The organism is Gluconacetobacter sacchari (assembly GCF_014174255.1).
In the GTDB taxonomy this organism is placed as follows: domain Bacteria; phylum Pseudomonadota; class Alphaproteobacteria; order Acetobacterales; family Acetobacteraceae; genus Gluconacetobacter; species Gluconacetobacter sacchari.
The window spans coordinates 1-13,634 of sequence record NZ_JABEQJ010000001.1 but is presented as its reverse complement, the minus strand read 5'-3'; the positions used below and the strand labels follow the sequence as shown (position 1 = coordinate 13,634).

Genomic DNA, 13,634 nt, shown 5'->3' with positions numbered 1-13,634 from the left:
TCAAATAGTTTTTATATTCGTATATGCCTACATGACGATGTCAAAACGATATCGTAATGTCGTTTCGATATGCGATAAAACAAAACCACATGATGATTCGGGGTAAAAACATGCGTAACGCCCTATTTGGTATAACGCGCCAGACCCTGCGGACGGCCCTGCTACTGGGCGTCGGCCCCTGCGCGTTCGCACTGCCCGCCCTGGCGGCGACGGCGCCGGATCAGACCCGTGGGAAAGGGCGGGCCTCTCCGGTGGCCACGGTCCATCCGCCAGCCCATTCGGCTCCTGTCGTTGCGGCTGTTCCCACCGTGCCGGCGCGCCACGAGGCCCAGGGGCTGGAAGAGGTGACGGTGTCGGCAACCCGGCGCAACACCGGCGTTCAGCATACGCCGATGGCGATCGACGCGATCAGCCGGCGTACTCTGGAGCAGATTCATGCCCAGACGATCTCGGATTATTTCGTTCAGGTGCCGGGACTGAGCATTCAGGACCAGGGGCCGGGCCAGAAGCGATATGCCATTCGCAATCTGACCGCCGCGGGGGAGCCGCAGGTCGGCCTGTATCTCGATGAAATTCCCGTCGTCGGGTTTACCGGCGAAAATACGGACGCCGGAGCGGCACAACCCGATGTCAAATTATGGGACATGCAGCAGGTGGAGGTTCTGAAAGGGCCTCAGGGAACGCTCTACGGTTCCGGCTCCGAGGGGGGAACGATCCGGATCATCTCGGAAAGGCCGAATCTGGAAAAATTCAGTGGTCAGGTCAACACGTCCCTTTCCACCTATGCCGGGGGAGGGTTCAATAATTCCGAAAATGGTACAATCAACATACCGATCATCAAGGACAAGCTGTCCATTCGTCTGTCGGCCTATCGCGACAGCAATTCCGGCTGGATCAAGGAATATTATCTCCAGCAGGACAAGACGAACTGGGTTGAGAATGCGGGCGGGCGGCTGAATATCCGTTACAAGCCGATGGAGAAGTGGACCATCGATTTCATCGGCTATCGTCAGAATACCAGTGTCGGTGATCTGTCCAATCTGAATCCGTCCTATATCGATGCCGCCCACAACAAATGGGCTGCGGCGAGCATGATCAAGCAGCCATATACAGACCAGTTCCAGGCATACAACCTGATTTCGACCACCCATATGAAGTGGGCGACCCTGACCGCGACCGCGTCGTGGCAGGAGCGCAAGATGACCTATACCCACGACACGTCGTACAATTATACGAACAGCAATTGCAGCGGAGCCGACGCGAATTTTCTGGCGTGCTATCCCCTGTCCGAATACATGACGAACCTTGCCGACGGCAAGATCAATGCGGTCCAGGACAATCAGGTTGTCAATGCGTGGACGGCGGAAGTGCGGCTTTCGGCACCCGCTCACAGCAGGATCCAGTGGACCGGTGGCGTCTTCTACCAGATGCGCCAGAACAAGTTCGCCCTCAATTACGGCGGGGTGGATCCGTACGGTTATTTCGACAGGAACAGTGACGGCTGGGCACCGACATCGGTGCTGGCGCGGGCGAACTGGGACAATACCCAGCAGATCGCGGAATTCGGCGAGTTAACTTATCCTATAACGAAAAAATTGAAGATAACGGGTGGCGTCCGGGTCTTCCAGGTGCAGCGTGATGTCGCGTCGGAACAATTGCGGTCCTATCAGGGGCCCTATGACCCGCAATTCTATCCGTCGCAATCGGATTCGGAAAATTCGGCAACCGGAAAAGCGCTGATTTCCTATGACATCATGCCGCATGCCATGGTTTATGTCGAAGCGGCGGAAGGATATCGCATCGGGGGGCCGAACCTGCCGGTGGGCTTTGCCGTCTTCCAGCCGGCGCCGTATGCGCCCGATACTGTCTGGGATTACGAACTTGGCTGGAAAACGGCGTGGTGGCATAATCGTGTAACGCTCGATGGTGCATTCTATCGCATGAACTGGTCGAACATGCAGCAGCAGGGCACAGATCCGACGGGGGCGTTCGCCTATATCGTGAATGCCGGTTCGGCGGAGGCCACCGGTTTTGAGGCCGAATTGGCGGCGCGCCCTGTTCAGGCGCTCCAGATCGGGATGGGCGTGAATTATACCGATGCGCATCTGGTCGGCAGCCAGCCCTACCAGCCGGACCCGGTCAACCAGACGCATGCGGGCGATGATCTGCCCTATGTGCCGCGCTGGACCCTGAATGGAAATGCCACCTATACGTTCGACGTCATGAGGCATGAGAGCTTCATTCGCGGTGACGTCGCCTATCAGAGCGGTCGCACGACGGCCTTCGACCGTGCCAGCCCCAACTATGCCTATCTGGGAGGATGGTTCATCGCGAACATCAATATGGGCATCACGTTCGGGCGCTACAGCGCGCAGCTCTATGCCAACAACATCCTCAATCGCCAGACCCGTGTGTCGGGACGCGTCAGTTCTTCCGCGCAGCCGCTCTATGTGAACTCGTCACCGCCGGCCACGATCGGCCTGAGCCTGACGGCCAATTTCTGATGCTGGAACTCTGGTTCCGCCGTCTGAAATGAAGTGGTGAGCCCTGCGTGGAATCTGATCCACGCAGGGTCTGCTTTCGGTTTCTCTTCCTTGTCTGGAATTCCGACCATGCACTTTGCCCCTTATCCGGGTTCCCGTTCCCTGCGTATCGGGCTGGCCGGCCTTGGTTCCATCGGCATTCAGGTGGCGAGGCTGCTGGATGCCGGGATTCCGGGGCTTGAGCTTGCGGCTGTTGCGGCTGCCGATCAGGAGCGGGCGCGCGAGCGGCTGGCCGCTCTGGTGCATCCGCCGCCCGTTGGGGATCTGGCCTCGCTGGCGGCGTGTGACGTGGTGGTCGAAATGCTGCCGTCGCGCCTGCTCGCCGATGTCGCGCGGCCGACCCTGGAGCGGGGAGCGACGCTGGTCGTGGCGTCGGCGGGGGCGCTTCTGTCCAACATGGCGTTGATCGATCTGGCCCGTGCCAGTGGGGGGCGGATTCTGGTGCCCAGCGGGGCCATTCCGGGGCTGGATGCGATCAAGGCCGTCTGTGAGGGCCAGGTCGTTTCGATCCGGATCGATACCCGCAAATCGCCCGACAGCCTGGCGGGGGCGCCGCATATCGTCGCGCATGGGATCGATCTCCACGCCATGACCGCGCCTGCCGTGATCTTTTCCGGCACGGCGGATGAAGCGGCCATCGCGTTCCCGGCCAATACCAACGTGGCGGCTGCCCTGGCCTTGGCCGGGGTGGGGCCGGAGCGCACGACCGTCTGCGTGATTGCCGACCCGGCGGTGGATCGCAATATCCACACCATTACTGTCGACGCCGATTCCGCGCGTTTCATCGCGACGATCGAAATCGTGCCTAATGCGGAGAATCCCCGCAGCGGTCAGTTGACGCCGCGTTCCATCGTTTCCTGCCTGCGCGATCTGGTATCGCCGGTTCGTATCGGGAGTTGAGGGGCGGGGCGTGCTGACGTGCCGGGAGTGGGGATGAGACTCAGCATTCGGGGAAATTGACCGCGAGACCGCCCAGCGCCGTTTCCTTGTAGCGATGGTTCATGTCCCGCCCGGTTTCCGCCATGGTGCGGATGACCTGATCCAGCGAGACATGATGCGCGCCGTCGCCATGCATGGCCAGCGAGGCGGCGTTGATCGCCTTCACCGCGCCGAAGGCGTTGCGTTCGATGCAGGGGATCTGCACCAGGCCCGCGACCGGGTCGCACGTCATGCCCAGATGATGTTCCATACCGATCTCGGCGGCGTTCTCGATCTGGAGTGGGGTCGCGCCCAGTGCCGCTGCCAGACCCGCCGCCGCCATCGATGAGGCCACCCCGACTTCGCCCTGGCAGCCGACTTCGGCGCCCGAGATCGAAGCGTTGAGCTTGAACAATCCGCCGATGGCGGCTGCCGTCAGCAGGAAATCATGCAGGCCCTGGCGCGAGGCATCGGGGCAGAAATCGCGGTAATAGCGCAGGACGGCCGGGATCACGCCTGCCGCGCCGTTGGTTGGTGCGGTGACGACGCGGCCGCCGGCGGCGTTTTCCTCATTCACCGCGATGGCGAACAGGCTGACCCAGTCCATCGCCTCATGTGGGGGGCGCTGGTTGAGGCGCGCGCGGTCCTGCAACCGTTCGTAGAGCGCCGCCGCGCGGCGACGGACCTTGATCCGGCCGGGCAGCGTGCCGTGCTGGACCAGGCCGCGCTCGACGCAGGCCATCATGGTGTCGATGATCCGGTCCAGATAGGCGGCGACCTCGGCATCGGGGCGCAGGGCGGACTCGTTGGCCAGGACGACGCCCGCGATGCTCAGGCCGCTTTCGCGTGTGCGTTCCAGCAGTTCAATGCCGCTGGCGAAATCCAGCTTCATGTCGGGCTGGGCGTAGCCGGCCTGTTTCGTCGCATCCTCGGACACGATGAAGCCGCCGCCGACCGAGCAGAAGCGCGCGGTTTCCAGCACCGCGCCCTCGGCGGAGAGGGCTTCGAACTGCAAGGTGTTGGGGTGGACCGGCGGGATCGTGTCGCGGTCAAGCACGATATCCCGGGCAGGGTCGAACGCCACGGCGCGGCCGTGGAGCAGTACCGTGCGGTCGGTACCGATCCGGCGGACGATTTCATCGGCGGCATCGGGATCGACGTTCTCCGGCGTTTCGCCGGCCAGGCCGAGGATGACGGCCTTGTCTGTGGCGTGGCCGCTGGCGGTCCAGGCCAGCGAGCCATAGAGCGTGACGCGCAGCCGCGCGACCGGCATCGCGGGATCGAGAGTCGCGGTGAAACGCCGGGCGGCCCGCATCGGCCCGACCGTATGGGACGAGGACGGGCCGATGCCGATCTTGAAGAGGTCGAAGAGACTGATCATGGGGCGCGATGGTGCGCCGGTGGCCCGCTCGGCACAAGGAGGCGCGCGTCACCTTCCATGCGGAAAGCGACAGGATGCGCGCCGGTCAGGGGGCGCCGGTACGTTGCCGGGTCTGCCAGTCAGGGGCTTCGAAGAACGGGGCGTTGGAGGCGGGGAGCGGTGGCAGACCTCTGATGTGATCGGCGGCCTTTTCCGCGATCATGATCGTCGGGCCGTTGAGGTTGCCGTTGGTGACGCGCGGCATGATCGAGGAATCGACCACCCGCAGCCCCTCCACCCCGATGACGCGCGTCTGGGGATCGACGACGGCCATCGGGTCGTCTTCCGCGCCCATCTTGCAGGTGCAGGAGGGGTGGAGCGCGCTTTCGACCTTGCGGCGGATGAAGGCGTCGATCTGCTCGTCGGTCTGGCAGGCGGCGCCGGGTTGCAGTTCCTCGCCCCGGTAGGGGTCGAAGGCCGGCTGGGCGAAGATCTCGCGCGTCAGGCGCACGCAGGCGCGCATGTCCGTCCAGTCGTCCGGGTGGCTCATATAGTTGAACTGGATGACCGGTTTTTCCGCCGGGTCGGCCGAGCGCAGGCGCACCCGGCCCCGGCTCCTGGAGCGCATCGGCCCGACATGGGCCTGGTAGCCGTGGCCCCGGGCCAGGCCCTTGCCGTCATAGGTGACGGCCAGCGGCAGGAAATGGAACTGGATGTCGGGGTAGCGGATGCCGGCGCGGCTGCGGATGAAGCCGCAGCTTTCGAAATGGTTGGTCGCGCCCAGCCCGTCCTTGAACAGCAGCCAGCGCAGGCCGATCCGCGCCTTCGCCCAGGGCGACATGGCCGAATAGAGGGTGACCGGCTGGCGGCAGGCGACCTGGAAATAGAATTCCAGATGGTCCTGGAGGTTCTCGCCCACGCCCGGCCGGTCGGCCAGGACCGCGATGCCGTGGGCGCGCAGTTCCGCCGCCGGGCCGATGCCCGACAGTTTCAGGAGCTGCGGCGAATTGATCGGGCCGCCGCAGAGGATGATTTCGCGCGTCGCGCGTGCGGTGTGGGACGTGCCGTGGCGCGTATAGACCAGGCCGGTGGCGCGGGTGCCCTCGAACAGCAGGCGCGTGGCGCGGGCGTGGGTTTCGAGCGTGAGATTGGCGCGCCCGAGCGCCGGGCGCAGATAGGCGTTGGCGGTGCTCCAGCGCCGTCCGCGATGGACCGTCATGCTCATCCGGTCGAAGCCTTCCTGGCGGAAGCCGTTGTAATCGCCGGTGCGGCCGTAGCCGGCCTGCTCGCCCGCCTTCATCCAGGCCTCGTGCAGGGGATTGTCCAGCGTGCCGTACTGCGTGTGCAGCGGGCCGCCGCGGCCGCGATAGGAATCCTCGCCCTCGGCGCAATCCTCCGCGCGGCGGAAATAGGGCAGGACATGGCGGTAGCCCCAGCCGGCCGCGCCCATATCCTCCCATTCCTGGAAATCCAGGGCGTGGCCGCGCACATAGACCATGCCGTTGATCGAGGAGGAGCCGCCCAGACCCTTGCCGCGCGGCGTGTGCATGCGCCGGCCGTCCAGGTGCGGTTCCGGCTCGCTTTCGTAGAACCAGTTGAAGCGTCTGGAATGCATCGGCATGGCCAGGGCGCTGGGCATCTGCACGATGACCGAGCGGTCGCTGCCGCCGAATTCCAGCAGCAGCACGCGGCTGCGCCCATCCTCGGTCAGGCGGTTGGCCAGCACGCAGCCGGCCGAGCCGGCGCCGACGATGATATAGTCGAATTCCCGCATCAGTAGGGTGCCTCGATATCGCCCAGCGCCACGTAGACGCTCTTGATCTGGGTATAGTGATCGAGCGCCGCGCGGCTGTTCTCGCGGCCCAGGCCGGACTGTTTGTAGCCGCCGAACGGCAGTTCGATCGGTGTGACGTTGTACTGGTTGATCCAGCAGGTGCCGGCCTCCAGCCGCGCGATCACCCGGTGCGCGCGGGCCAGGTCGCGGGTGAAGACGCCGGCGGCCAGGCCGAACGGGGTGGCGTTGGCGCGGGCGACCGCTTCGTCCTCGTCGGTGAAATCGAGCACCGCCATCACGGGGCCGAAGATTTCCTCGCGCACGATCGTCATGTCGTCGTGGCAGTTGGCGAACACCGTGGGCTCGACGAAGGCGCCGTGGCGCAGGGTGCCGCGCTGCACGCGCCGGCCGCCGGCCAGGAGCGTGGCGCCTTCCTTCCGGCCCGCCGCGATATAGGACAGGACCTTGCGCATATGGTCCTCGGAGATCAGCGCGCCGACATCGGTCTTCGGGTCGAGGGGGTCGCCCACCGTCATCGCCGAGACGCGTGCCTTCAACCGGGCCAGGAAGCGGTCGCGGATGCCGGCCTGCACGAAGACGCGGGTGGCGTTGGAACAGACCTCGCCGGCCGAATAGAAATTGCCCAGCAGCGCGGCGGAGACCGCGTTGTCGAGATCGGCGTCGTCGAAGACGATCAGCGGCGATTTGCCGCCCAGTTCCAGCGTGACATATTTGAGCGTCGCCGCCGCGTCGGCCATCACCCGGCGGCCGGTTCCGACCTCGCCGGTCAGGGAGACCTTGCGGATGCGCGGGGCGCGGGTGAGCAACTGCCCGGTTTCGCGCGTGCCCTGCACGACGTTGAAGACGCCGTCGGGCAGGCCGGCCTCGCTAAAGATCGCCGCCAGGCGGGCCGCCGTCAGCGGCGTCAGCTCGGCGGGCTTGAAGATCATCGCGTTGCCGCAGGCGAGGGCGGGCGCGGCCTTCCAGCATGCGATCTGGATCGGGTAGTTCCAGGCGCCGATGCCGGCCACGATCCCCAGCGGCTCGCGCCGCGTGTAGCCGAAGGCCGTGGGGCCGAGATCGACGCAATCGCCGGTCATCGTCGCGGCCAGGGCGGCGAAATACTCCAGCGCGTCGGCGCCGGACGCGACGTCCACGCTCGATGTCTCGGCGATCGGCTTGCCGGTGTCCAGCGTTTCGAGCCGGGCGAGGGCCGCATTGTCGCGGCGCAGCAGGTCGGCGGCGCGGCGCAGGATGCGCGCCCGCTCGGCGCCGGTGCGGGCCGCCCATTCCACCTGCCCGCGCGCCGCCGCCTCGATGGCCTGGGCGACCAGGAGCTCGCCGGCTTCCTCGACCTCGGCCAGGACCGCGTTCGTCGCCGGATTGCGGGTTTCGAACCGTGGGCCGCCGCCGGTGACGGGGCGGCCGTCGATCCAGCTTGTGCATGGCGCGTCCGGCGCGCCGCGCAGGATCGCGGGAGGTGGCGAGGAGGCCGTTTCGGTACCGATCTGGCCATGGAGGAAGGCGAGGACCTGCTGGCGGGGGAGGCGGCTGTCGAACGTCGCGGGCGGGGCCAGGGCCGCGCGCAGCCAGGTGCCGTCGATCAGCGAGGCCAGCGTGTCGGCGACGGCACGGGCCTGCTGCGGCGGCAGCAGGTGCCCGAGATCGTAGCGCAGGTTCGACAGCATGCGGGACTGGTAGGCATGCTGGATCCGGCCCAGTGTCGGGACATGGACCGCCTGGCCCCACAGGGCCAGCCAGATGGCGACCTGGCGGGTGGTGAACTGGTCCCCCCCCAGGCAGGCGCCGACCAGGGCCTCCAGCCGGGCCCGTGGCCCGCGGGCCGCGCGCACGGCCCGCGCGACGTCGGCCGACAGGGCGGCGGCCGTGCCCCGGAAGGCCAGCGCCAGCAGCGTATCCTTGTCGCCGAAATAATGGACCAGAAGGGCGGGGGAAACGCCGGCATGGCGGGCGATGCGGGCCACCGTCGCCCCGGCATAGCCATGGGAGACCAGAACGTCGCGCGTCGCGGCCACGAGCTCCCCGCGACGTTTCAGCTCGATCGGCGTGAGGGAGGGGATGGGCTGTTTCATGCGCGCAATCTGGCATGAATTGAACGGACGTTCAATGTCGATTTCATCCCGATGAAGGTCGGAATCATCTCTATCATGTTCCGGTTTCATATCGTTATATGTACCGGGTTCGAAGGGGTATCGACTCTGCGATATCGCACACCGACAGGCGGGGGTCGCGCGGATCATGGCGCCGGAACATTGGATTGCGAATCATAAGATTCCGGTAGGAGCCGCCATGGCGGCCGTGGTGGACGTCATCAAGAAACATGGTCTTGGCGTGTTCGATGTCATTACGGATGTCGTCGGTTTCTGCGCCGACGGCCTGACCATGCTGCTGCTGGACATGCCGCCCCTGCTGCTTGTGGCGGCGGCCATGGCCGGGGCGTGGTACGCGCGCCGGTCGGCGGGCCTGGTGGTGATGGTTGCGCTGGGGCTGCTGTTCATCATCAATCAGGGCTATTGGAACGAGACGATGGCGACGCTGTCGCTCATCCTGTTCTCGACCCTGTTCTGCATGGTGATCGGCGTGCCTTTGGGAATCGCCTGTGCCCATCGGCCCCGGCTGGCGCATGTGCTGCAACCGCTGCTGGACCTGATGCAGACCCTGCCGACATTCGTCTATCTGATTCCGACCCTGATCCTGTTCGGCCTGGGGACCGTGCCGGGCATGATCTCCACCATCATCTTCGCCGTGCCGGCGCCGATCCGCATGACCCAGATGGGCATTACCCGGGTGCCCCGGTCGCTGATCGAGGCCGGCGAGGCCTTCGGCGCCACGGAGCGCCAGATCCTGTGGAAGATCGAGCTGCCCGCCGCCATGCCGATGATCCAGGCGGGGCTGACGCAGTGCATCATGCTCAGCCTGTCGATGGTCGTGATCGCGGCGCTGGTCGGAGCCGGCGGGCTGGGGGTGCCGGTGGTGCGGGCGCTCAATACCGTGCAGGTCGATGTCGGGTTCGAGTCCGGGTTCGTCATCGTGCTGATGGCCATCATGCTCGACCGGGTCTGTCGCCCGAAGGACCAGGCATCGTGAGTGAGGAGGTCAACGCGGCGCTCGAATTCCGCGATGTCGATATCCTGTTCGACCGCGGCAATCGCCGGGGCGCGATCGAGGCGGCGCTGGCGCGGCTGGACGCCGGCGAAACGCGCGAGGAGATCGGCCGTGCCCTGAAGGTGACGGTGGGGGTGGCGGGCGCCAACCTGGCGGTGGCGCGGGGTGAGATCAGCGTGCTGATGGGGTTGTCCGGCTCGGGCAAATCGACCCTGCTGCGGGCGGCCAACCGGCTGAATCGGCCGGTGCGCGGCGAGGTGCGGATCGGCAACGGCCTGGCGTGGCTGGATATCGCGCGCTGCGACGACGATACGCTGCGCACCCTGCGCAAGACGCGCATCGCCATGGTCTTTCAGCAATTCGGCCTGCTGCCGTGGCGGACCGTGCGCGACAATGTGGGGTTCGGCCTGGAACTGCGCGGCATGGCGCCCGCGATCCGGCGCGATGTCGTCGCCGAGAAGCTGGACCTGGTCGGCCTGTCGAACTGGGCCGATGCCTATGTCCATGAATTGTCGGGCGGCATGCAGCAGCGTGTCGGCCTGGCGCGCGCGTTCGCGACCGATGCTGACATCCTGCTGATGGACGAACCGTTTTCCGCGCTCGACCCGCTGATCCGCCGGAAATTGCAGGACGAGCTGATGGATCTTCAGAAGCGGCTGAAGAAGACGATCCTGTTCGTCAGCCACGATATCGACGAGGCGCTGAAGATCGGCAGTCGCATCACGATCATGCGCGAGGGGCGGATCGTCCAGACCGGCACGCCCGACGATATCGCCCTGCGCCCGGTCAATGCCTATGTCGCGGAATTCATCCGGCACATGAACCCGCTGCCGACCATCGTGGCCACCGCCGTCATGCGGCGTTTCGAGGATCTGCCGCGTCTGGCGGACGGGATGCTGGATGGTGGGCGCATCGCCGTCGCGCCGGAAAGTGCGACCGCGCGACTGGCCGGCCGGCCGCTGCCGATCCGGCCGCATGGCGAATGGCAGCCGGGGGCGCTGTGTGTCGTGCCCGCCCAGTTGAGCCTGGGCGAGATCGTCGCCCTGCGCCAGCGCAGCGGCCTGCCGGTGCTGGTGGAGGTCGATGGGCGGCTTGCCGGCCTGTGCGACGATGCCGATATTCTTCAGGCGCTGTGCGGCGAGGCGCGCTTCCGGCCTGAATAGCGGCCTGTTCGCATGGCCGGCTGCGGCTCCGCGCGTGGTTTCGATCGTATATTGAATAGATGTTCAGGTCGGTTGGCTCCCGTTTTCCATCCGGCGGGAGGTGTCGTATTTCTTCCGGAAACTGGCGGATTCATTATTTCGAAATGGCAATAATTGAACGAGCATTCAGCTCCTGGCGGCGTTCTGCCGGATCGCGTAGCGGATCAACCGGAGATGGGTATCGTCATGAATGCGAGAAAAATCCTGTCGTTCCTTCTTTTGACCTCGTGTATCGCCGTGCCGCCAGGGGCCGCTTTTCGCGCGCACGCGGCTTCTGGCGCCGGCAAGGTGGGCGGATCGAAGCATCGCCCGGTACCGAGGGTGCGGGCGGTGTCGTCCGGGGCGCCGGGCGGCAAGGCTGTCGCGGCGGGGCGGCCGGCCGGGAAGCGTGTGGCTGTTCGTTCGCCTTCGAGCGAAGACCTTACGGTGACCACGATGCGGCGTAGCGGCTATGGCGCGACGGAAACCATGACCCGCGTGGAAATGGACAGGTTCGTGCAGGGGAGCAGCCCGATGATGATGCTGGCGCGCAGGCCGGGCATCAATTTCGTGGCCAACGATCCGCTGGGTGTCGATACGTGGGGCTCCAGCCTGTATATGCGCGGTTTCCAGCAGGACCAGTTGGGCGTGACGCTGGATGGCGTGCCGCTGGGGGCGCAGACGTACCTGCCGTATAACGGCCAGAGCATCAATTTCTCGATCCTGTCGGACAATATCGAGCGGATGGATGTCTCGGACGGCGGTGGGGACGTGGCGCTGCCGGCGACGACGAATCTCGGCGGTTCGATCCAGATCGTCTCGCGCGACCCCGCCGACCATTTCGGCGGCAAGATCGCGCAGATGTTCGGAAGCTACAATTCCTTTCGGACCTTCGGACGGGTCGACAGCGGCAGGCTGAATGCCTCGGGCACCAAATTCACCGTTTCCTATGCCCGGTCCGACGGCGATAAATGGAAAGGGCACGGCGAGCAGTTCGACCAGCAGGTGAATGCCAAGCTCGTCCAGCCCATCGGGCAGGAGAGCACTGTAAAAATATTCTTCAACTGGAATGACGCGACCCAGTTCAATTATGCCGACCAGACGATCGGCATGTTGAGGGATCTGGGCCATCGCAACGATTATTATTATCCCGATTATACCCGCGCCTATCTGGCGGCTGAAGGCACGTTCAGCGGCGCGCTCGCCGCCTATGACGCGGCGGGCGGCGATGCGCTCGATGCTTCCTATTTCGACGGCGTGACGCATTCCTCCGGCTATCTGGGGGGCATCAATGCCCATCTGGTCCTGACCCGGCATCTGGCGTGGAATTCCGTGGCCTATGGTCAGGCCGCGAACCAGTGGGGAACCTGGACGACGCCTTACGTTCGCTCGCCCGACGGCGCGCCGCTGTCCGAACAGGTCAATGCCTCAGGCAACCGGAAATTCGGCTTTACGACCGCGCTGGAATACGAGGTCGCGCGGCATACGATCGATGCCGGCGTCTGGTACGAGAATAACCGGTATGGTATCGATCAGAACATGTATCAGGAGCCGCTCCTGGGCCAGGGGACGCCGGTCAGCGGGGTGCTGGGGAATTTCGGCGCGCCGTTCCAGCACAACTGGGGCGAGAATTTCAATACCAATAGTTTCCAGTTCCATCTTGAGGATACCTATCGGCCGCTGGCCAGCCTGACGCTGAAGGCCGGGTTCAAATCCATGCTGGTGACGACGGTGGGCGGCGCCACGGCCAATGACGCCGCCTATACCGGGCAGGACCAGCTTGTGAACGGCAGCATGACCAGCGCCAAGGCGTTTCTGCCGCATTTCAACGGCGTGTGGCGGTTTCTGCCCGGCCATGAACTCTATTTCGATATTGCCCGCAACATGCGGGCCTATAGCTATGGCGGGTATCAACTGGGTTCGACCTTCGGCGGATTTGCCAACCAGGCGACGTTCGACAGCCTGAAAAATACGCTGCGGCCCGAGACGGCCTGGGTCTATGATGTCGGGTATCGCTATAACGCGCGGATCGTCAGCGGGTCGCTGAACCTGTATCATGCCGATTTTTCCAACAGAATCCAGAACCTGACATCCGGCCCGATTACCGACCCGGTATCGACCCCGATCGATGTCGGCGGAGTCGGCATGTATGGCGTCGATGCGGCCCTGACGCTGCGTCCGATCCGGAACCTCTCGATTACCAACAGTATCAGCTACAATCACTCGACATATGACGACAATATCATGTCGGAGGGGATGAGCTACGGGCTGGCGGGCAAGAAGGTGGTGGCGTTTCCGCAATTCATGTACAAAGCCGATATTTCCTATACTTATGGCGCAGCGACCGTTTATGCCAATGCCAACTATATGTCGAAGCGCTATTTCAGCTACATCAACGATATGTCGGTGCCCGGCTACTGGTTGACGTCGCTGGGGGCCAGCTACCGTTTCGGCAGGGTCGGGCCGCTGCATAATCTGAAATTCGACCTGAATATCTACAACCTGACCAATATTTCCTATATTTCCCAGATCGGCGAGAATGGTCTGCCGCTTTCGGGCGATTATCAGTCGGCGCTCGCGGGTTCGCCGCGTACCTATTTCGGCACCGTCAGCGTCGAGTTCTAGGGCCTGTTAGATCTTGATCCAGTCTGCAGCGGCAGCGATGTGTATGACGGCGAGGAATGACGTTGCTGTTTTTTCGTATCTGGTTGCGACAGCGCGCCACTCCTTGA

General features: G+C 64.6%; 8 protein-coding genes and 1 pseudogene. 5 read left to right on the top strand and 4 right to left on the bottom strand.

Going from position 1 to position 13,634, the window contains the following annotated elements; genetic code table 11:
• The first annotated feature begins 110 nt into the window (after positions 1–110).
• Positions 111–2,504: a TonB-dependent receptor gene (locus HLH48_RS00045; protein WP_182995459.1), complete on the top strand. Its 2,394-nt coding sequence runs from the start codon at positions 111–113 to the stop codon at positions 2,502–2,504.
• A gap of 108 nt (positions 2,505–2,612) precedes the next feature.
• A complete protein-coding gene (locus HLH48_RS00040; RefSeq protein ID WP_182995458.1) occupies positions 2,613–3,443 on the top strand; it encodes an aspartate dehydrogenase in 831 nt (276 codons plus the stop codon).
• A 40-nt stretch (positions 3,444–3,483) separates the two neighbouring features.
• On the opposite strand, the gene HLH48_RS00035 is transcribed toward HLH48_RS00040, so the two are convergent.
• The 3 genes from HLH48_RS00035 to betB form a co-directional block, all read right to left on the bottom strand.
• Positions 3,484–4,842: an L-serine ammonia-lyase gene (locus tag HLH48_RS00035; RefSeq protein ID WP_182995457.1), complete on the bottom strand. Its 1,359-nt coding sequence runs from the start codon at positions 4,840–4,842 to the stop codon at positions 3,484–3,486.
• An 85-nt stretch (positions 4,843–4,927) separates the two neighbouring features.
• The gene (betA, locus tag HLH48_RS00030; RefSeq protein ID WP_456305405.1) at positions 4,928–6,595 is read right to left on the bottom strand and encodes a choline dehydrogenase; all 1,668 of its coding nucleotides are present in this window, start codon (positions 6,593–6,595) and stop codon (positions 4,928–4,930) included.
• A complete protein-coding gene (betB, locus tag HLH48_RS00025) occupies positions 6,595–8,688 on the bottom strand; it encodes a betaine-aldehyde dehydrogenase (protein ID WP_182995456.1) in 2,094 nt (697 codons plus the stop codon). The genes betA and betB overlap by 1 nt, the downstream gene beginning before the upstream one ends.
• Before the next feature lie 166 nt (positions 8,689–8,854).
• On the opposite strand from betB, the gene choW reads away from it, so the two are divergent.
• The 3 genes from choW (at position 8,855) to HLH48_RS00010 (ending at position 13,527) form a co-directional block, all read left to right on the top strand.
• Entirely contained in the window at positions 8,855–9,703 is an 849-nt protein-coding gene (gene choW / locus HLH48_RS00020; RefSeq protein WP_182995455.1) for a choline ABC transporter permease subunit, read from the top strand.
• On the top strand, positions 9,700–10,884 hold the full coding sequence (locus HLH48_RS00015; protein ID WP_182995454.1) for a quaternary amine ABC transporter ATP-binding protein: 1,185 nt from the start codon (positions 9,700–9,702) through the stop codon (positions 10,882–10,884). The genes choW and HLH48_RS00015 overlap by 4 nt, the downstream gene beginning before the upstream one ends.
• Positions 10,885–11,358: 474 nt before the next feature.
• Entirely contained in the window at positions 11,359–13,527 is a 2,169-nt protein-coding gene (locus tag HLH48_RS00010) for a TonB-dependent receptor (protein ID WP_246386657.1), read from the top strand.
• A gap of 6 nt (positions 13,528–13,533) precedes the next feature.
• Here HLH48_RS00010 and HLH48_RS00005 read toward each other — a convergent pair.
• Positions 13,534–13,634 (bottom strand): annotated as a pseudogene (locus HLH48_RS00005) (IS5-like element ISMex42 family transposase); the annotation flags it as partial.